Here is an 18,479-nt window from a genome sequence, read left to right as displayed (position 1 = left end):
GATTCTTTCAGTTGGGATGAACCGGACAGTTCGGACGGCGCCTCGGTGACGGCGCCGGTCAGCTCTTCGACGCGGCCATGACGGCGCAGTTCTGCCAGGCCGGGGCGGAACGGTCGGCCGGGTCGACGACCGCGGGACCCGCGGTGCCCGTGCCGGCGTTGCCGACCGGCAGCGGCTGCAGGTACTCCGCCTGCGCCGCCCCGCAGGAGCTCGGCCCGGCCTGCACGACCGAGTCGGCCAGGGTGAGCTGGCCGGCCGCGATGTCGGTGCGGCTCAGATCGAAGCGCAGCTCGCGGCGGACCGTGTAGAGGCTGACCGGCCCGCTGCTCTCCGCACCGGCCGGGCGCACCGCGTAGACCAGCGTGTGGTCACTGGTGAGCTCCAGGGTGCCGCTGTCCGCCTCGGTCACCCGGACCGTGCCGGCCACCTTGACGGTGTCCGAGGCCAGCGCGGTGCGCATTGGGTCGAAGCGGACCATCCAGCCGGTCGCCGCGTGGTGCTGGTCGTCGCTGGGAGCGGTCAGGCTCTGGTCGAACTGGCTCTGCTCGGTGGGCGCCAGCAGCGCGCGCACCGGCGTCGTCTCGCCCTGCACCAGTACCGCCGGGGCCAGCTCGGAGGCCTCCAGGTAGCGCCGGACGAGGTCCACCGCCGCGCTGACCTGGGCCTGGCCGAAGTGCGCGGTGGAGCTGCCGGCGGCAGGCAGGCCGAAGCCCGCACTGCCGTCCGCATAGCCCGCCGTGGCCGCGAGGGAGCCGAACGGGCTGCTCGGGTCGGCCGCCGCGACGATGCCCGCGGCCGGGGTGAGCACGGTGAGCTCGCTGGTCAGCTCGGCGCCGGAGCCGCCGACCGCCTCGTGCTGCGGCGAGGTGATGCCGAAGTAGACGGCGGCGGTGAAGGCCAGCACCAGGAGCATCAGCAAGGTCAGCGCCTGGCGCGGCAGCGAGCCGAACGGACCCGGGCCGAGCCGGCGCCGGATCGCGTTCGCGGCGCCGCCGTTCAGGCGCTCGCTGGCCGAGAGTTCGGTGATCCGGGCAGCCCTGACGAAGGACTCGTCGAACACGACGGATCGGTATTCGTCATCGCTTCCGGAACCGCCCTCGGGCGCACCCTCCGGAGGCTCACCCGGGTCACCCATGACTCAAGGGTAGAGCGCGCGGCGGGCCCGATACGAGGCCCGGGAACGCAACGTGTCCGAGCGGTGACCTGCGACGGCCCGGCGCCGCGTGAGGTCAGCCGGCCGGCAGCGACATCGCCGCCGCGCTCGGCTGCACGCCGGCTCCGGCCGTGGGCGGCGGCGGGGTGGCCGACTGGTTGGTGCCGACCTCGGGCCGTCGCACCGGCGCCTGGCCGGTGCCCCGGTAGACCGCCGCGACGGCGACGGCCACCAGGCTGACGCCCATCACGATCACCAGCACCCAGGCCAGCGGCCGGTGCCAGCGCTGCTGCGCGATCTGGCCCCGCCCGCCGCCCCGCGGACCGTATCCGGGCCAGCGCACCGCCCGGCGGCGCCCGACACCCCGGTGCGAACCGACCCAGGGGTCGGTGTAGATCCGGTCGTCCTCCAGGCCCAGCGGATGCGGGCGCAGCTCCAGCGGCAGCCCGTCGAAGCGGTCGGCGGCGTAGTCGGTGCCGCGGCCCGCGCCGCCCGGCTCCGGCTCGCTGCGCGCCTCGGCGGCGGCCAGCTGGCGCTCACGGGCGGTCGGTTCGTGGACGGCGGCGGATCTGACGAAGGCCTCGTCAAGTACCACGGTGGCGAACTCGTCGTCCGTTCCACCGTGGTCGGCGCCGTCGGAATACGGCGAGCCCCCCAGATCCTCAGCCACGGAATCAGCGTATTACCGGGCGCGCGATTTGTCTGTGGCTCCCGGCACTTGAGCTGACCTGAGTCGGCCGATCAGCCGCCGACAGTCCGGGTGGCCTCGCCGCGCACATGACCGTCACCGGTGACGATGTACTTGGTCGAGGTCAGCTCCGGCAGGCCCATCGGTCCCCGGGCGTGCAGCTTCTGGGTGGAGATGCCGATCTCGGCGCCGAAACCGAACTCACCCCCGTCGGTGAACCGGGTGGAGGCGTTGACCGCGACGGCGGCCGCGTCCACCAGTTGGGTGAAGCGGCGCGCGGCGCTCTGCGAGGTGGTCACGATCGCCTCGGTGTGCCCCGAGGACCAGCGGCGGATGTGCTCGACGGCGGCGTCCAGCGAGGGGACCACGGCGGCGGCCAGGTCCAGCGACAGGTACTCGGCCGCCCAGTCCTCGTCGGTGGCCGGCAGCACGGTCGCGGGCGAGTCGGCGGCCAGCTTCAGCACCGCCTCGTCGCCGTGCACGGTCACCCCCGCCCCGGCCAGGGCGGCCAGCGCGAGCGGCAGGAACTCCTCGGCCACGTCCTGGTGGACCAGCAGGGTCTCCGCGGAGTTGCAGACGCTGACCCGCTGCGCCTTGGAGTTGAGCAGGATGCCCACCGCCATCGCGAGGTCGGTGTCCGCGTCCACGTAGACGTGGCAGTTGCCGGTGCCGGTCTCGATCACCGGCACGGTGGAGCCCTCCACCACGGTCTTGATCAGTGAGGCACCGCCGCGCGGGATCAGCACGTCGACCAGGCCCCGGGCACGCATCAGCTCGGTCACCGACTCACGGCTCTCGCCGGGGACCAGCTGGATCACGTCGGCCGGCAGTCCGGCGGCGGCGACCGCCTCGCGCAGCACCGCGACCAGCGCGGTGTTGGAGCGGTAGGCGGAGGCCGAGCCGCGCAGCAGCACCGCGTTGCCGGACTTCAGGCAGAGCGCGGCGGCGTCCACCGTGACGTTCGGGCGGGCCTCGTAGATGATGCCGACCACGCCGAGCGGGACCCGGACCTGGCGCACATCCAGGCCGTTCGGCAGCGTGTAGCCGCGCACCACCTCGCCGACCGGGTCGGGCAGGCCGACCACGTCGCACACGTCGGCGGCGATCGCGGCGATCCGCTGCTCGGTCAGGGTGAGCCGGTCGATCACCGACTCGGCGGTGCCGGCCGCCCTGGCCCGCTCGACGTCCTCGGCGTTGGCCGCGGTGATCTCACCGGCCCTGGCGATCAGCGCGTCGGCGATCGCCAGCAGCGCGGCGTCCTTGGCCGAGCGCGGCAGCGGGGCGAGTGCGGCGGCGGCCGTACGGGCGCGGCGCGCGGTGGCGAGGACAGGGCTGTCGATGGTCATGCCCTGAAGGGTAGCGACTGGACGGCCCCGCCAGGGTGCCCCCGTCACCCAGTGAGACGGACCCCTGCCGGCGGACCCACTCAGTAGGGATGCACCCCGCCCAGCTGCGCGGTGGGCTCGCCGAAGCCCTCGGCGACCCGCTGGTGGTAGGTGGCCCGGTCGACCACCTCCAGGCCGACGATCTCCCAGGGCGGCAGCTTGGCGCTGGCCTTGTGCTCGCCCCACAGCCGCAGCGCGATGGCCGCCGCGTCGTGCAGGTCGCGGGCCTGCTCCCAGTAGCGGATCTCGGCGTGGTCGGCGGCGTAGCGGGCCGTCAGGAAGAACGAGTGGTCGTGCGCGAGCCGCTCCAGGCCCGCCCGCAGGCCGGCCAGCGCCGTCACCTCGCCGGCCACGCTGAGCACCACGTGCCAGAGCCGGCCCTGCTCGACGGGCTCGGCGCCGCCGGTCGCCGGGTGGAGCCGGCGGACGGTGGCGCCGCCCTCCCCGGTCGGCTCGGGTAGCGTTCGGTCGCCCCTGCGTGCCACCGGCGGCCTCCTGTTCGACGCTGGATTGTCCCCGGCCCCGCCGCGACCGGACGGGCCGTCAACCGCGCAGCACCACCAGATCGTCCCGGTGGACGACCTCGCGCTCGTAGGCGGCACCGAGCTCCTGGGCCAGGTCCCGGGTCGACCGGCCGAGCAGGCGCGGCAACTCCCTCGCATCAAAGTTGACCAGGCCACGGGCGACGATGTGGCCGTTTTCGGCAAGAAGGTCGACCGGATCACCCGCGGCGAACTCGCCGTCCACCTTGGTGACGCCCGCCGGGAGCAGCGACTTGCCGCCCTCCACCACCGCGCGCACCGCGCCCTCGTCCAGGTGCAGGGCGCCGCGCGGGCTGCTGGCGTGGGCCAGCCAGAGCAGCCGGTCGGCGGTGCGCGAACCGGTGCGGGTGAAGAGCGTGCCGGTGGGGCGCCCGGCCAGCGCGTCGGCGGCGTGCCGGGCAGCGGTGAGCACCACCGGGATCCCGGCGCCGGTGGCGATCCGGGCCGCCTCGACCTTGGTCACCATGCCGCCGGTGCCGACCCCGGCCTTGCCGGCGCTGCCGATCTCGACACCGGCGAGGTCCTGCGGGCCGCGCACCTCGGCGATCCGCCGGGTGCCGGGCCTGCCGGGGTCGCCGTCGTAGAGGCCGTCCACGTCGGAGAGCAGGATCAGCAGGTCGGCCCGGACCAGGTGGGCCACCAGGGCGGCCAGCCGGTCGTTGTCGCCGAACTTGATCTCGGCGGTGGCCACCGTGTCGTTCTCGTTGACCACCGGGACCGCGCCCATCGCCAGCAACTGGTCCAGGGTGCGGTAGGCGTTGCGGTAGTGCGCGCGGCGGCTGGCGTCCTCCGCGGTGAGCAGCACCTGGCCCACCCGCAGGCCGTAGCGGGCGAAGGAGGCGGTGTAGCGCGCCACCAGCAGGCCCTGGCCGACACTGGCGGCGGCCTGCTGACGGGCCAGGTCCCCCGGCCGCTTGGCCAGTCCCAGCGGCGCCAGGCCCGCCGCGATCGCTCCGGAGGAGACCAGCACCACCTCGGGCGCCGTGGGTCCGGTGAGCGTCTTGGCCAGCGCGTCGACCAGCGCGTCCACCCGGTCCGCGTCCAGCCCGCCGGCCGCGGTGGTGAGCGAGGAGGAGCCGACCTTGACGACGATCCGCCGTGCCGACAGGACGTCCTGACGCAGCATCGGATCCGGCTGGGGTGTCGATTCGGTCATGTGTCAATCCTCGCTGCGCCGGTCCGGTCCTCCGCGCAATCTACGCGAAAGGCCGGACCGGACCGAAGCGGGTTTCACCCGGTGGACCAGCCGTCGGGACTACTCGTCCTCGTCGTCGCCGCCGTCGATCGCCGACGGGCGGCCGGAGGAGAGCGCCTCGAAGGCGAGGAACTCGTCCTCGGCGGCGTCCCGGCCCTTGGCCTTCTCGCGGCGGCGGTCGACCGCCGGGCGCGGGGTCTCGAAGCGGTGGTCCTCGCCGCGGCGGCCGAGCATCTCGGCGCCGGCGGCCATGGTCGGCTCCCAGTCGAAGACGACCGCGTTCTCGTCGGGACCGATGATGACGGTGTCACCCTCGTGGGCGCCGACCTTCCACAGCTGGTCCTCGACACCGAGGCGGGCGAGCCGGTCGGCCAGGTAGCCGACGGCCTCGTCGTTGCTGAAGTCGGTCTGGCGCACCCAGCGCTCCGGCTTGACGCCGCGCACCCGGAAGGCGCCGTCCTCCTCGGTGACGGTGAAGCCCGCGTCGTCCACGGCCTTGGGCCGCAGCACGATCCGGGTCGACTCCTCGACCGGCTTGGCGGCCCGCGCCTCGGCGACGATCCCGGCCAGCGCGAAGCTCAGCTCGCGCAGCCCGGAGCGGGAGGCGGCGGAGACCTCGAAGACGCGGTAGCCGCGCTCCTCCAGCGAGGCACGGGTCAGGTCGGCGATGTCCTGGCCGTCCGGGACGTCGACCTTGTTCAGCGCCACCAGCCGCGGCCGGTCCTCCAGGCCGCCGTACTGCGCGAGCTCGGCCTCGATGGTCTCCAGGTCGGTGAGCGGGTCGCGGCCGGGCTCCAGGGTCGCGCAGTCCAGCACGTGCACCAGCACCGAGCAGCGCTCGACGTGGCGCAGGAACTCCAGGCCCAGGCCCTTGCCCTGGCTGGCGCCGGGGATCAGCCCGGGCACGTCGGCGATGGTGTAGACGTTGTCACCGGCGGTGACCACACCGAGGTTGGGGATCAGCGTGGTGAACGGGTAGTCCGCGATCTTCGGCTTGGCGGCGGAGAGCACCGAGATCAGCGAGGACTTGCCCGCGCTCGGGTAGCCGACCAGGGCGACGTCGGCGACGGACTTGAGCTCCATCACGATGTCGCGGACCTCGCCCGGCTCACCGAGCAGGGCGAAACCGGGAGCCTTGCGGCGGGCCGAGGCCAGCGCCGAGTTGCCCAGGCCGCCGCGGCCGCCGGCGGCCGCGATGAAGCTGGTGCCGTGGCCGACCAGGTCGGCGAGCACGTTGCCCTGCCGGTCGAGCACCACGGTGCCGTCCGGCACCGGCAGCACGATGCTCTCGCCGGTGGCCCCGGTCCGGTGGCCGCCCGCGCCCGGCTTGCCGTTCTGGGCCTTGCGCTTGGGCGAGTGGTGGTACTCGAGCAGGGTGGTCACGTTGGCGTCGACCACGAGGGTGACGCTGCCGCCCTCCCCGCCGTTTCCGCCGTCCGGTCCGCCGAGCGGCTTGAACTTCTCCCGGTGCACGGAGGCGCAGCCGTGGCCCCCGTTACCCGCGGCGACGTGCAGTTCGACGCGGTCCACGAAGGTGGTCATGGGGTGTGCCTCCAGTTAGCGACAGGGTGGAGAAAAGCGTGCAGGGTGGACCGGAGAGACCCGATCCACCCTGCACAGGATCCAGCGGAAGAGCTGGATCAGGCCTCGACGGCCACGATGTTGACGACCTTGCGGCCGCGACGGGTACCGAACTGAACCGCACCGGCGGTCAGCGCGAACAGGGTGTCGTCGCCACCGCGACCGACGCCCGCACCCGGGTGGAAGTGGGTGCCGCGCTGGCGGACGAGGATCTCGCCGGCGCTGACGACCTGGCCGCCGAAGCGCTTCACGCCGAGGCGCTGGGCGTTCGAGTCACGACCGTTGCGGGTAGAGCTTGCGCCCTTCTTGTGTGCCATCTCGCTATCCCCTTACTTACTTCGCGGTGTCGATGCTGGTGATGCGGATGGCGGTGTGGCGCTGGCGGTGACCCTGGCGCCGACGGTAGCCGGTCTTGTTCTTGTACCGAAGGATGACAATCTTGTCGCCCTTGGTGTGGTCGACGACCTCGGCGTGAACCTTCACACCGGCCAGCACCCACGGGTCGGAGGTGACGGCCTCGCCGTCGACGACCAGGATGGTCGAGAGCTCCACCGAGTCACCCGGCTTGACGTCAACACGGTCGATCTCCAGCACGTCGCCCACGGCGACCTTGTGCTGGCGGCCGCCGGCGCGAACGATCGCGTACATGCGGTACCTGCTTTCCTTGCTCGGTGCGGAACTCTCGATGCCAGCCACTGGGTATGGACACAGCGGCCTCCCCCACCCTTCTCGCGAACGAATTCGTGAACGAGGCGGGAGGTGATGTGCTCGGGAGCGTGGCGTAGACACGCCGAAGGTCAAGAATACGGACCGCGAGCCCGCTGGGCAAACCGGCCGTACGGGACGCGGGGTGACCATGGCCACCCCGCGTCCTGGGTCACTCCGCCGCCGAATCACCCTCGGCAGCGGCTGCCTTCTTGGCCGCCGCGCTGGTCCGCTTGGTCGCGGTCTTGCGGGCGGTGGTCTTCTTGGCCGCCGTCGCCGTCGTCTTCTTGGCGGCGGTGGTCTTCTTGGCCGTAGTGGTCTTCTTGGCGGCGGCCTTGCGGGGAGCGCGCTTCTTCGGCGCGGCCTCCTCCTCGGCGGCCGGCTCGGCACCCTCGGCCGGGGCCTCGTCGGACGCGGCCTGCTCGACGGGCGCCTGCTCGGCCTCGACGGCCTCCTCGGCGGCCTCGGTGAGCTGCTCGGCCACCACCGGGGCGGCGGCGGCCAGCGCGGCCTCCACGACGGCCTCGGCGCGCGACTGCAGCACCACGATCTCGGCCTCGCCCGGCGTACCGGCCGACGCGGTCGCCTTGCGCACCGCCCGGCGGCGGGTGCGCCCGGCGGCCGGGGCGGCGGCGGCCGGGATCTCCACCAGGCTGGGCTGCTCGGCGGCCGGAGCCTCGGCGACCGGCTCGGCGGCCTCGGCCTCGGGGGCCTCGACGACCGCGGCCTCGGCAGCCGGGGCCTCCGGAGCGACCAGCTCGAACTCCTCGTGCTCGTGCTCGGCGGCCGCCTGGTCCTCGACCAGGAACGGCTGCGGCTCCTCGGGCCCGGCCCCGCCCTTGCCACGGCGACGGCGCTTGCTCGTGCTCTCTCCCGAGGTGCCCACCGGGCCGCCGCCACCGGCGGGGGCGGTCGGCTGCTCCATGTGGACGATCACGCCGCGCCCGTTGCAGTGCACGCAGGACTCGGAGAAGGACTCCAGCAGGCCCTGGCCGACCCGCTTGCGGGTCATCTGCACCAGGCCCAGCGAGGTGACCTCGGCCACCTGGTGCTTGGTCCGGTCCCGGCCCAGGCACTCCAGCAGGCGGCGCAGCACCAGGTCGCGGTTGGACTCCAGCACCATGTCGATGAAGTCGATCACGATGATGCCGCCGAGGTCGCGCAGCCGCAGCTGGCGGACGATCTCCTCGGCCGCCTCGATGTTGTTGCGGGTGACGGTCTCCTCGAGGTTGCCGCCCTGGCCGACGAACTTGCCGGTGTTGACGTCGACCACGACCATCGCCTCGGTCCGGTCGATCACCAGCGAACCGCCGCTGGGCAGCCAGACCTTGCGGTCCAGCGCCTTCATCAGCTGCTCGTCGATCCGGTAGGTGGCGAAGACGTCGACGTTGGACGTCCACTTCTGCAGCCGGTCCACCAGGTCGGGGGCCACGCCGCCGACGTACTCGTGGATGGTGTTCCACGCGTCGTTGCCGGAGACGATGACCTTGCTGAAGTCCTCGTTGAAGATGTCGCGGACCACCCGGACGGTCATGTCCGGCTCGCCGTAGAGCAGGGTCGGCGCGTTGCCGCCGGCCGCCTTCTTCTGGATCTCCTCCCACTGCTGCTGCAGACGCTGCACGTCGCGGGTGAGCTCCTCCTCGCTCGCGCCCTCGGCGGCGGTGCGCACGATGACGCCCGCGTCGTCCGGCACGATCTTCTTGAGGATCTGCTTCAGGCGGGCGCGCTCGTTCTCCGGCAGCTTGCGGCTGATCCCGGTCATCGAGCCCTCGGGCACGTAGACCAGGTAGCGGCCGGGCAGCGAGATCTGGCTGGTCAGGCGGGCGCCCTTGTGGCCGATCGGGTCCTTGGAGACCTGCACCAGCACGGACTGGCCGGACTTGAGCACCGACTCGATCCGGCGCGGACCGCTGTGGCCGAGCTGGCCGAAGTTGACCTCACCGGCGTAGAGCACCGCGTTGCGGCCCTTGCCGATGTCGACGAAAGCGGCCTCCATCGACGGCAGCACGTTCTGGACCTTGCCCAGGTAGACGTTGCCGACGTAGGAGGTGGCCTGCTCCTTGTTGACGTAGTGCTCGACCAGGACGCCGTCCTCCAGGACGCCGATCTGGGTGCGCTCGCCGTTCTGGCGGACCACCATCACGCGCTCGACCGACTCACGGCGGGCCAGGAACTCGGCCTCGGTGATGATCGGCACCCGGCGGCGGCCCAGCTCGCGGCCCTCGCGGCGGCGCTGCTTCTTGGCCTCCAGGCGGGTGGAGCCCTTGATGGACTGCACCTCGTCCGGGTCGAAGGACGGTTCGGTGGAGCGACGGCGCGGCTCGCGCACCTTCACGACCGTGCGGACACCGTCCTCGTCGGCGGTCTCGGCGACCTCGACCCCGGTGTCCCCGCTGCGGCGGCGACGGCGGCGACGGCGGCGGGAGGAGGCCAGGCCACCGGCCAGGTCGTCCTCGTCGTCCTCGTCCTGCTCAGCGCCCTCGGCGAGCTCGGCAGCTGCGGCAGGTCCGGCAGCCGCGGCGGGCTCGGCGACGGCGGCCGCGGCGGACTGCTCGTTCTCCTGGCCCTCGGTCTCGAACTCCTCGGCCTCCCCGCGACGGCGGCGACGGCCACCCCGACGGCGGCGGCGGGAGGACGGACGGCCGTCCTCCTCCCAGTCGCTCTCCTGCTCGGGGCCCTGGGCGGGCGCGGCGGTGGCCTCGAGGTCAGCGGCCGCGGGGGCCGGAGCCTGCGCGGGGGTCTCCACGGCGGCCGGGCGCGGCGGGGTGGCGGTGACCGCAGCGACCGCGGCCCTGCGGCTCTGCGCGGTCGAGCGGCCGGAGGCACCGGTGCCGATCCGGACCGGCTGGCGGCCCCCGCGGCGGCGGCGGCCGACGCCGCTGTACTCGTACTCGTCGTCTTCGGTGGACGCGGCGGGCGCGGCGGCGGCCACCGGCTCGGCGGGCGCCGGGGCCTGCGCGGCGGCCGGCTGCTGCGCAGTGGCGGGGGCCACGTAGGCGGTGGGCTCCTGGAAGACCGGAGCCTGGAAGACCGCGGTCGCCGGGCGCACGGCGCGACGGCGGGCCCGGGGGGCCTCGGTGTGCTGCTCGGCCTCGGGGGCCGGGGCGGCGGGCTGCTCCTCGGCGGCCGGCTCCTCCTCGGCCGCGGGCTCCTCCTCGACCGGGGCTTCCTCGGCGGCAGCGGGGGTCGCGACCGGCGCCTCGACGCGCTTACGGGTCCGGCGCGCCCGCACCGGCTTCTCCGCCAGCGGCTCCTCGACGACCGGCGCCTCAGCGGCCGGGGCCTCCTCGGCGGGGGTCTCCTCGGCGGCAGCGGGGCTGGCCACCGGCGCCTCGGCCCGCTTACGGGTGCGACGCGCCCGCACCGGCTTCTCCGCCACCGGCTCCTCGGCCACCGGCGCCTCAGCGGCCGGAGCCTCCTCGGCGGCGGCCGGGCTGGCCACCGGCGCCTCGACGCGCTTACGGGTCCGGCGCGCCCGCACCGGCGCCTCGGCCTGCACGGGCTCGGCGGCGGGGGCGGACGCGGTCACGGCCTCGACCGGGATGACCGTCTCGGCACTCTCGGAGGCCGCTCCCTGCGGGGTGCCGGCCGGGCGCGACACGGCGCGGCGCCGGCGGCGCGGCGGCGCGGCGTCGCCGCTCGGCTCGCCGCTGTTCTGTGCTGCTTCGTCTCGCTGTGATTCGTTGTTCTCAGGCATGCGGGTGGATCTCCCGTCAGGCCCCCGGGCTCCGCATCCAGGCACGGCCGGGCACCGGTGGCCGGCCCGGGGCGCTTCGGCGCCCAGGCCGACTCTCCACGGTGCCGCCGTGCGAACGCGAGGCCGCACAGGGGCTCGTAGTCTCGCTCGGCGCCCCGCACGGTGCGGGGTGTCGAAAAGTCTTCTGGTCTGGCCAGTGTTCTCAGGTTTTCCCAAGCTGCGCGGCCCCACAACCCAGGGTGGCTCCCGGGGCGGGCCCCACCGGCCCGAAGGCGGCGTGGTTCTCCTGGGGCCCGCCGACCCGGCGGGTCGAGGGGCCACCACAGAAGTGGCCTGTGCGCGACGACGCTCGCTCCCCTGGGGAGCCGCGGGGGCCTGGAGCGCGCAGCACCGGGCGGTTAATCCGGTCCTCGCCTCCGCCCGCTAGGCGGACGCTGCGGACTGCGGCTCAACGGCCGCCTCAGTAAGGACGGCCGGGGCCGCAGCGCGGTCGAGCGCCAGCGGGTCGGTCACCGTGCCGATCTCCTCGTCGAGCGGCCCCTGCGCCAGCCTGGTCACCTCTGCGGGGACCGGCAGCGCCAGGTCAGCCGTCGCCCGGAGACCGGACAAAACGTCGTCTGGTCGTACGGCGGGTGTGGCGTGTCGTACTACCAGGCGCAGTATCGCACAGGCCTGACCGGTACGAACATCGGAGGTGGCCGTGGATTCCCCGAGCGGACCAACGCCGACCTGCGCCGGAACCAGTTCCAGCCGGGCGACGGCCTCGCGCGCGTCGAAGACCCTTAGCCCATTCTTCGTCTGGCGTTGCACCTCGACCCGCTCGGCCGCCAGGAACAGCTCCACCGCCCGGCCCGCGTCCTCCTCGGTCACCTGCGGCAACCGCAGCTCCCAGAGGGAGGCCTCCAGCCGCTCCACGAAGTTCGGGGTGCGCACCTCGACGGCGTCCACGATGTCCAGCCCGGTCGGCAGCGACTCGTCCAGCTGGGCGCGCAGCGCCTGCGGGTCCCGGAAGTCGGCCAGGCCGATCTCCAGATACTCCGCCTCACTGGCCACCCCGGTCGGGGCGGCATTGGCGTAGGACACCTTGGGATGCGGGGTGAACCCGGCCGAGTACGCCATCGGAACGGCGGATCGGCGCAGGGCCCGCTCGAAGGCGCGCTGGAAGTCGCGGTGGCTGGTGAAGCGCAGACGGCCCCGCTTGGTGTAGCGCAGTCGAATGCGCTGCACCGTCGGCGCGGGAGGCGGACCGTCGGGCGTGCGGCGTGCCAGGGTCGCTCAGTCCTTCGGGAGAAGTCGCGTCCGGGGCCGGCGGCCCGATACAGCTGGGCCACCGGGATGGACTCTGTCAAGGAGCAAGGGTACGCGCCCGTACCCACCCCTCGCGTCGCAGCTCAGCCCGGTGGCCCTGGTACCGCTCGATCGGGACTACTTCAGCACCGTCAGGGGCAGCAGCTTCTTGCCCGTCGGACCGATTTGGATGGTCGTGTCCATCTGAGGACAGACACCGCAGTCGAAGCACGGGGTCCAGCGGCAGTCGTCGACCTCGACCTCCTCCAACGCGTCCTGCCAGTCCTCCCAGAGCCAGTCCTTGTCGAGGCCGCTGTCCAGGTGGTCCCAGGGCAGGACCTCCTCGTAGCCGCGCTCGCGGGTGGTGTACCAGGCGACGTCGACGCCGGTGCCGGCCAGGCCCTTCTCGGCGGCCTGCATCCAGCGGTCGAAGGAGAAGTGCTCGCGCCAGCCGTCGAACCGGCCGCCGTCCTCGTAGACCGCGCGGATGATCCTGCCGGTGCGGCGGTCACCGCGGGAGAGCAGGCCCTCGACGATGCCGGGCTTGCCGTCGTGGTAGCGGAAGCCGATGTTCTTGCCGTACTTGCGGTCCTGGCGGATCGCGTCGCGCAGCTTGGCGAGCCGGGCGTCGGTGTCCTCCGCGGACAGCTGGGGGGCCCACTGGAAGGGGGTGTGCGGCTTGGGGACGAAACCGCCGATGGAGACCGTGCAGCGGATGTCGTTCTGCCCGGTGACCTCGCGGCCCTTCTGGATGACGTTCTTCGCCATCTCGGCGATCTGCAGCACGTCCTCGTCGGTCTCCGTCGGGAGGCCGACCATGAAGTACAGCTTCACCTGGCGCCAGCCGTTGCCGTAGGCCGCGGCGACGGTGCGGATCAGGTCCTCCTCCGACACCATCTTGTTGATCACCTTGCGGATCCGCTCACTGCCGCCCTCGGGGGCGAAGGTGAGGCCGGAACGCCGGCCGTTGCGGGTCAGCTCGTTGGCCAGGTCGATGTTGAAGGCGTCCACCCGGGTGGAGGGCAGCGACAGGCCGATCTTGTCCTCGGTGTACCGGTCGGCCAGGCCCTTGGCGATGTCGCCGATCTCGGTGTGGTCGGCCGAGGAGAGCGAGAGCAGGCCGACCTCCTCGAAGCCGGTCGCCTTCAGCCCGCGCTCCACCATCTCGCCGATGCCGGTGATGCTTCGCTCCCGCACGGGGCGCGTGATCATGCCGGCCTGGCAGAAGCGGCAGCCGCGGGTGCAGCCGCGGAAGATCTCCACGGACATCCGCTCGTGCACCGTCTCGGCGAGCGGGACCAGCGGCTGCTTGGGGTAGGGCCACTCGTCCAGGTCCATCACGGTGTGCTTGGAGACCCGCCACGGCACGCCGGGGGCGTTGGGGACCACGCGGGCGATCCGGCCGTCCGGCAGGTACTCGACGTCGTAGAACCGCGGCACGTAGACCCCGCCGGTCCTGGCAAGGCGCAGCAGCAGCTCCTCGCGGCCGCCGGGGCGGCCCTCGGCCTTCCAGGCCCGGATGATCTCGGTGATGTCGAGCACGGCCTGCTCACCGTCGCCGACCACCGCGCAGTCGATGAAGTCCGCGATCGGCTCGGGGTTGAACGCGGCGTGGCCGCCGGCCAGCACGATCGGGTCCTCGTCGGTGCGGTCGGCCGCGTCCAGCGGGATGCCGGCCAGGTCCAGCGCGGCCAGCATGTTCGTGTAGCCGAGCTCGGTGGAGAACGAGAGCCCGAACACGTCGAAGGCCTTGACCGGGCGGTGCGCGTCCACCGTGAACTGCGGGACCTGGTGCTCGCGCATCAGGGCCTCCAGGTCGGGCCAGACGCTGTAGGTCCGCTCGGCCAGCACGCCCTCGCGCTCGTTCAGCACCTCGTAGAGGATCATGACGCCCTGGTTGGGCAGCCCGACCTCGTACGCGTCCGGGTACATCAGCGCCCAGCGGACGTCGCAGGAGTCCCACTCCTTGACGGTCGAGTTGAGCTCGCCGCCGACGTACTGGATCGGCTTCTGGACGTGCGGGAGGAGGGCCTCCAGGCGTGGGAAGACCGATTCGACTGGCATGCGGCGAAACCCTTTGGCTTGACGGAGGGGGTGACCCTCAAGGGTAGCGTGACCGGAGGGCAGAACCTGCTGGCCCGGGTGGTGGTCACCACCGCCCGGGCCGCGCCTCACATCGCTATCGGCCGCTGGGTGCGGACCGCCTGGAGCAGCCCGATGGCGATCCAGCCCGCGAACATCGAGGAACCGCCGTAGCTGACGAAGGGCAGCGGGATGCCGGCCACCGGCATGATGCCCAGCGTCATGCCGATGTTCTCGAAGGACTGGAAGGCGAACCAGGCGATCACGCCGCCCGCCACCACGGTGCCGAACAGGTCGGTGGCCTGGCGGGCGATCCGGCAGGCGCGCCACAGGATCACCCCGACCAGCAGGATGATCGCCAGGCCCCCGACGAAGCCCAGCTCCTCCCCCGCGACCGTGAAGACGAAGTCGGTCTGCTGCTCGGGGACGAACTGCCCTATCGTCTGGGTGCCGTGGAACAGGCCCTTGCCGGTCAGGCCGCCGGAGCCGATCGCGATCCGGGCCTGCGCGGTGTTGTAGCCCACACCCGAGGGGTCCAGCGCCGGGTTGGCGAAGGCGGCGAAGCGGTCGATCTGGTACTTGCTCAGCACGTGCAGCTTCCAGACGGCCGCGGCGCCTAGCCCGCCGGTGGCCAGCAGACCGAAGATCCACCGGTTGGCCACCCCGGAGGCCAGCAGGATGCCCAGGATGGTCACCACCATCACCATGACCGAGCCGAGGTCGGGCATCAGCAGCACGATGCAGATCGGCAGCCCGCCCAGCGCCAGCGCCTGGAGCACGGTGCGCCCCGGCGGTATCGCCCGCTCCCCGGTGTCCACCCGGGAGGAGAGCACCAGCGCCATCCCGAGCACGATGGCCAGCTTGGCGAACTCGGCCGGCTGGATAGAGAAGCCCCCGCCGAACTGGATCCAGGAGTGCGCGCCGTTGATCGTCGAGCCCAGCGGGCTGAGCGTGGCCAGCAGCATCAGGATGGAGAGCGCGTAGAGGACCGGCACCGCGGCGCGGATCCGGTGGTGCCCTATCGCGATGGCGCCGGCACAGAGCACCACGCCGATCACCAGGTTGGTCAGGTGCCGGTAGAGGAAGTACTGCGGATCGCCGTGGGTCAGCGAGTCGCGCCCCCGGGTCGCCGACCACACCAGCATCGAGCTGCCCAGTGACAGCGCGAGCGCGGCCAGGATTATCACCCAGTCCAGCCGGCGCAGCGGGGCGTCCTTGGCCAGCGCCCGGGCCAGCGGGCCGCGCTGCGGCGAGAACCGCAGCTGGCGGTAGGAGCTGTAGGAGGAGGTCATGCCCGGCTCCTTCCGACGCCGCGCTGCGCGGGCTCCAGCGCGTACAGGTCGGTGTAGACGGCCGACCGGGCCGGCACCGGCGGGATGTCGGCGTAGGCCACCGACTTGAGGATCGCGGTGCCGTCCGGGTTGAACTTGGGCAGGTCGGTCTGCGGGGTGGGCAGCAGCGCCTTGCCCGGGTCGACGTTGCCCTTGTCGTCCACGCCGTACAGCGCCTGGTAGATCCGGCGGACCGCGTCACCCGAGCCGCCCGAGCCGGTGCCGCCCTGGCTGATCGTCATGACCACCGCGTAGTCCTTGCTGTAGGTGGTCAGCCAGGAGGTGGTCTGCTTGCCGTAGACCTCGGCGGTACCGGTCTTGGCGTGCAGCTGGATCTTGTCCTGCGGCCAGCCCGCGCCGGTGAACTTCCAGGCCGCGGTGCCCTCGGTGATGACACCGGCGGTGGCCTGGTCGATGTACTGCAGGGTCTTGTCGTCGTCCGGCAGCTTGCCGTCCACGTGCGGGTCGATGTTGCGCACCAGCTGGCCGCTGGGGGTGACGACGGCCTTGGCCACGGTGGGCCGGTAGAGCGTGCCGCCGTTGGCGATCGCCGAGTAGATGGTGGCCATCTGGATCGGGGTGACCAGCGTGTCGCCCTGGCCGATCGCGTAGTTGACCGAGTCACCGGCGCGCAGCACGTTGCCGTCCACGCAGTTCTCGCGGGCGATCTGGGTGGCGTAGTCGGTGCCGCCGCCGGCCGCCTGCTTGCACCAGGCGTCCTTGTTGGCGTTGAAGAAGTCGGTCTTCCACTGCCGGTCCGGCACCCGGCCCGGGACCTCGGCCGGCAGGTCGATGCCGGTCTTGGCGCCGAGGCCGAACTGGTGGGCCGTCTTGTAGAACCAGTCGGCGGGGTCGGCCTTGGGCTTGGTGCCGCCGTCCTTCATCCACTGGTCGTAGGACAGGCCGTAGAAGACGGTGTCGCAGGAGATCTCCAGTGCCTTCTCCAGCGAGATGTCACCGGCCGACTCGCCCTCGAAGTTCTTGAACTCCCGGCCGCCGATGGTCAGGCTCGACGGGCACGGGTAGTGGCCGTCCAGCGAGTAGCCGGCCTGGACGGCGGCGCTGGTGGAGACCACCTTGAAGGTCGAGCCGGGCGCCGACTGGCCCTGGATGGCCCGGTTGAGCAGCGGGTAGTTGCTGTCCTGGCCGGTCAGACCGGCGTAGTCCTTGGCGGAGATGCCGCCCACCCAGAGGTTGGGGTCGTAGGTCGGGGCGCTGGCCATCGCGATGATCCGGCCGGTGTGCACGTCCATCACTATGGCCGCGCCGGAGTCGGCCACGAAGTTCTGGTTGGTCACCGTGTCGTAGGTGTTGCGGGCGTCCTTCATCGCCTGCACCAGGTTGTCCTCGACCACCTTCTGCACCCGGGCGTCCAGGCTGGTCACCACATTGTCGCCGGGCTGGGCGGGGGTGGTGCCGGCGCTGCCGATCACCCGGCCGAGGTTGTCCACCTCCAGGCGGTCGACGCCGGTGGCACCGCGCAGGTCGTTGTCGTAGACCGACTCCAGACCGGCCCGGCCGATCTGGTCGCTGGGCAGGTACTTGCTCTTGCCGCTCTGGTTCGCGGTCTTGGTGACCTCGTCGTCGGTGACCGGCGACAGGTAGCCGAGCACCTGGGCCATGTTGGCGCCGTCCGGGCCCGGGTACTGGCGCACGGCGGTGGGCTGGGCGGTGATGCCGGGGAAGTCCTCGCGGCGTTCCATTATCTGCATCGCCTGCTGGGTGGTGGCCTGGTCGGTCACCGGGATCGGCTGGTAGGGCGAGCCGTTCCAGCAGGGCTGCGGGGTCTTGGCGTCGCAGAGCCTGACCTTGTCCTGGACGTCCTTGGGGTTCATCCCGAGCACCTGGGCCAGCTTGGTCAGCGCCGCCTTGCCGTGGTCCTTCTGCTCCAGCAGCGAGGTGCGGCTGACCGAGACCACGAGCTTGGTCTGGTTGCCGGCCAGCACCCGGCCGTCGGCGTCCAGGATCTCGCCGCGGATCGCCGGTGAGACCACCTCGCGGATGTGGTTGTTGGAGGCCTGGGCGGTGTACTGGCTGCCGTTGCGGATCTGCAGGAACCACAGCCGCCCGCCGAGGGTGGCGAGCAGCGAGAGGACCAGGATCTGCAGGACGACCAGACGGATCGTCACCCGGCGGGTGCGACCGGTCTCCGGGATGTTGCTCACCTCGAGGACTCCCCGCTTGAGAGGTGGTCGGTAGGGGGCCGGCCGGCTATCAGGACTTGGCCCGGATCTTGCGGCTGCTGCTCGGCAGTCCCGAGGCCTCCCGGGTGGTGCGGTAGCGCGCGATGGTGCCCAGGCCCGGCCCGGTCACCTCGCCGCCCGGCCCCGACGGGTCCGCCCAGCGGGCCAGCAGCATCACCGCGGGCACCACGAAGGGGGCCAGCAGCAGGTCGTACAGGAGCGCGGTGCCCATCAGCGAAGGCAGCCCGACGTGCCGGGCGGCGGTGTCGCCGACCAGCGCGCCGACCGCCGCGTACAGCAGCGTGGAGACGATCGCGGCACCGGCCACCACCAGCAGCGGCACCAGCACCGAGCGAGGCCGGCCCGGCTCGGCGCGCAGCAGCCCGGCCGCGTAGCCGATCAGGCAGAGCACCAGCGCGTAGCGGCCGATCGCGTGGTCGGAGGGCGGCGCCAGGTCGGCCAGCAGCCCGGCGGCGAAGCCGGTCAGGCAGCCGCCGGAGGGGCCGAAGACCAGGCCGAGACCGACCACCACGAGCAGCAGCAGGTCCGGGGTGGCCCCGGGCAGCTGCAGCCGTCCCAGCACGCTGACCTGCAGCAGCAGGGCGAGCAGGACCAGGACGGCGGAGAGCAGGGCGCGCTTGATGACCATC

14 protein-coding genes are annotated in these 18,479 nt (G+C 72.5%); all 14 read right to left on the bottom strand.

The window, feature by feature from the left end:
- Window positions 1–58: 58 nt before the first annotated feature.
- Entirely contained in the window at window positions 59–1,135 is a 1,077-nt protein-coding gene (locus OG500_RS25965) for an SCO2583 family membrane protein (protein ID WP_442907061.1), read from the bottom strand.
- Between the two features lie 94 nt (window positions 1,136–1,229).
- The gene (locus OG500_RS25960) at window positions 1,230–1,823 is read right to left on the bottom strand and encodes an SCO2584 family spore wall biosynthesis protein (RefSeq protein ID WP_327069222.1); all 594 of its coding nucleotides are present in this window, start codon (window positions 1,821–1,823) and stop codon (window positions 1,230–1,232) included.
- A gap of 71 nt (window positions 1,824–1,894) precedes the next feature.
- Window positions 1,895–3,235: a glutamate-5-semialdehyde dehydrogenase gene (locus OG500_RS25955; protein WP_329583749.1), complete on the bottom strand. Its 1,341-nt coding sequence runs from the start codon at window positions 3,233–3,235 to the stop codon at window positions 1,895–1,897.
- A gap of 32 nt (window positions 3,236–3,267) precedes the next feature.
- Entirely contained in the window at window positions 3,268–3,711 is a 444-nt protein-coding gene (locus tag OG500_RS25950) for a hypothetical protein (RefSeq protein WP_329583746.1), read from the bottom strand.
- Window positions 3,712–3,769: 58 nt separating this feature from the next.
- A complete protein-coding gene (proB, locus tag OG500_RS25945) occupies window positions 3,770–4,894 on the bottom strand; it encodes a glutamate 5-kinase (RefSeq protein ID WP_329587752.1) in 1,125 nt (374 codons plus the stop codon).
- Window positions 4,895–5,023: 129 nt separating this feature from the next.
- Window positions 5,024–6,505 carry a GTPase ObgE gene (gene obgE, locus OG500_RS25940; RefSeq protein ID WP_329583743.1) on the bottom strand — a complete coding sequence of 494 codons (1,482 nt, stop codon included), beginning with the start codon at window positions 6,503–6,505 and terminating at the stop codon, window positions 5,024–5,026.
- A gap of 98 nt (window positions 6,506–6,603) precedes the next feature.
- Complete coding sequence (gene rpmA / locus OG500_RS25935) at window positions 6,604–6,861, bottom strand: 50S ribosomal protein L27 (protein ID WP_030309712.1); 258 nt, start codon at window positions 6,859–6,861, stop codon at window positions 6,604–6,606.
- A 16-nt stretch (window positions 6,862–6,877) separates the two neighbouring features.
- On the bottom strand, window positions 6,878–7,192 hold the full coding sequence (rplU, locus tag OG500_RS25930; RefSeq protein WP_327069218.1) for a 50S ribosomal protein L21: 315 nt from the start codon (window positions 7,190–7,192) through the stop codon (window positions 6,878–6,880).
- 229 nt (window positions 7,193–7,421) lie between these two features.
- Window positions 7,422–10,946 (bottom strand): Rne/Rng family ribonuclease, encoded by a 3,525-nt coding sequence (locus OG500_RS25925; protein ID WP_329583738.1) that lies wholly within the window; start codon window positions 10,944–10,946, stop codon window positions 7,422–7,424.
- A 423-nt stretch (window positions 10,947–11,369) separates the two neighbouring features.
- A complete protein-coding gene (locus OG500_RS25920; RefSeq protein ID WP_327069216.1) occupies window positions 11,370–12,173 on the bottom strand; it encodes a TIGR03936 family radical SAM-associated protein in 804 nt (267 codons plus the stop codon).
- Between the two features lie 198 nt (window positions 12,174–12,371).
- Complete coding sequence (locus OG500_RS25915; RefSeq protein ID WP_329583735.1) at window positions 12,372–14,297, bottom strand: TIGR03960 family B12-binding radical SAM protein; 1,926 nt, start codon at window positions 14,295–14,297, stop codon at window positions 12,372–12,374.
- A 107-nt stretch (window positions 14,298–14,404) separates the two neighbouring features.
- On the bottom strand, window positions 14,405–15,607 hold the full coding sequence (rodA, locus tag OG500_RS25910; protein WP_327069214.1) for a rod shape-determining protein RodA: 1,203 nt from the start codon (window positions 15,605–15,607) through the stop codon (window positions 14,405–14,407).
- Window positions 15,604–17,811 (bottom strand): penicillin-binding protein 2, encoded by a 2,208-nt coding sequence (mrdA, locus tag OG500_RS25905; RefSeq protein ID WP_329583732.1) that lies wholly within the window; start codon window positions 17,809–17,811, stop codon window positions 15,604–15,606. Before mrdA ends, rodA begins: the two co-directional genes overlap by 4 nt.
- A 49-nt stretch (window positions 17,812–17,860) precedes the next feature.
- Window positions 17,861–18,478 (bottom strand): rod shape-determining protein MreD, encoded by a 618-nt coding sequence (gene mreD, locus OG500_RS25900; RefSeq protein ID WP_327069212.1) that lies wholly within the window; start codon window positions 18,476–18,478, stop codon window positions 17,861–17,863.
- Between the last annotated feature and the right edge of the window lies 1 nt (window position 18,479).

The organism is Kitasatospora sp. NBC_01250 (genome assembly GCF_036226465.1).
Classification (GTDB): Bacteria; Actinomycetota; Actinomycetes; order Streptomycetales; family Streptomycetaceae; genus Kitasatospora.
The sequence above is the reverse complement of the archived record's forward strand: the minus strand, read 5'-3'. Positions and strand labels throughout refer to the sequence as shown.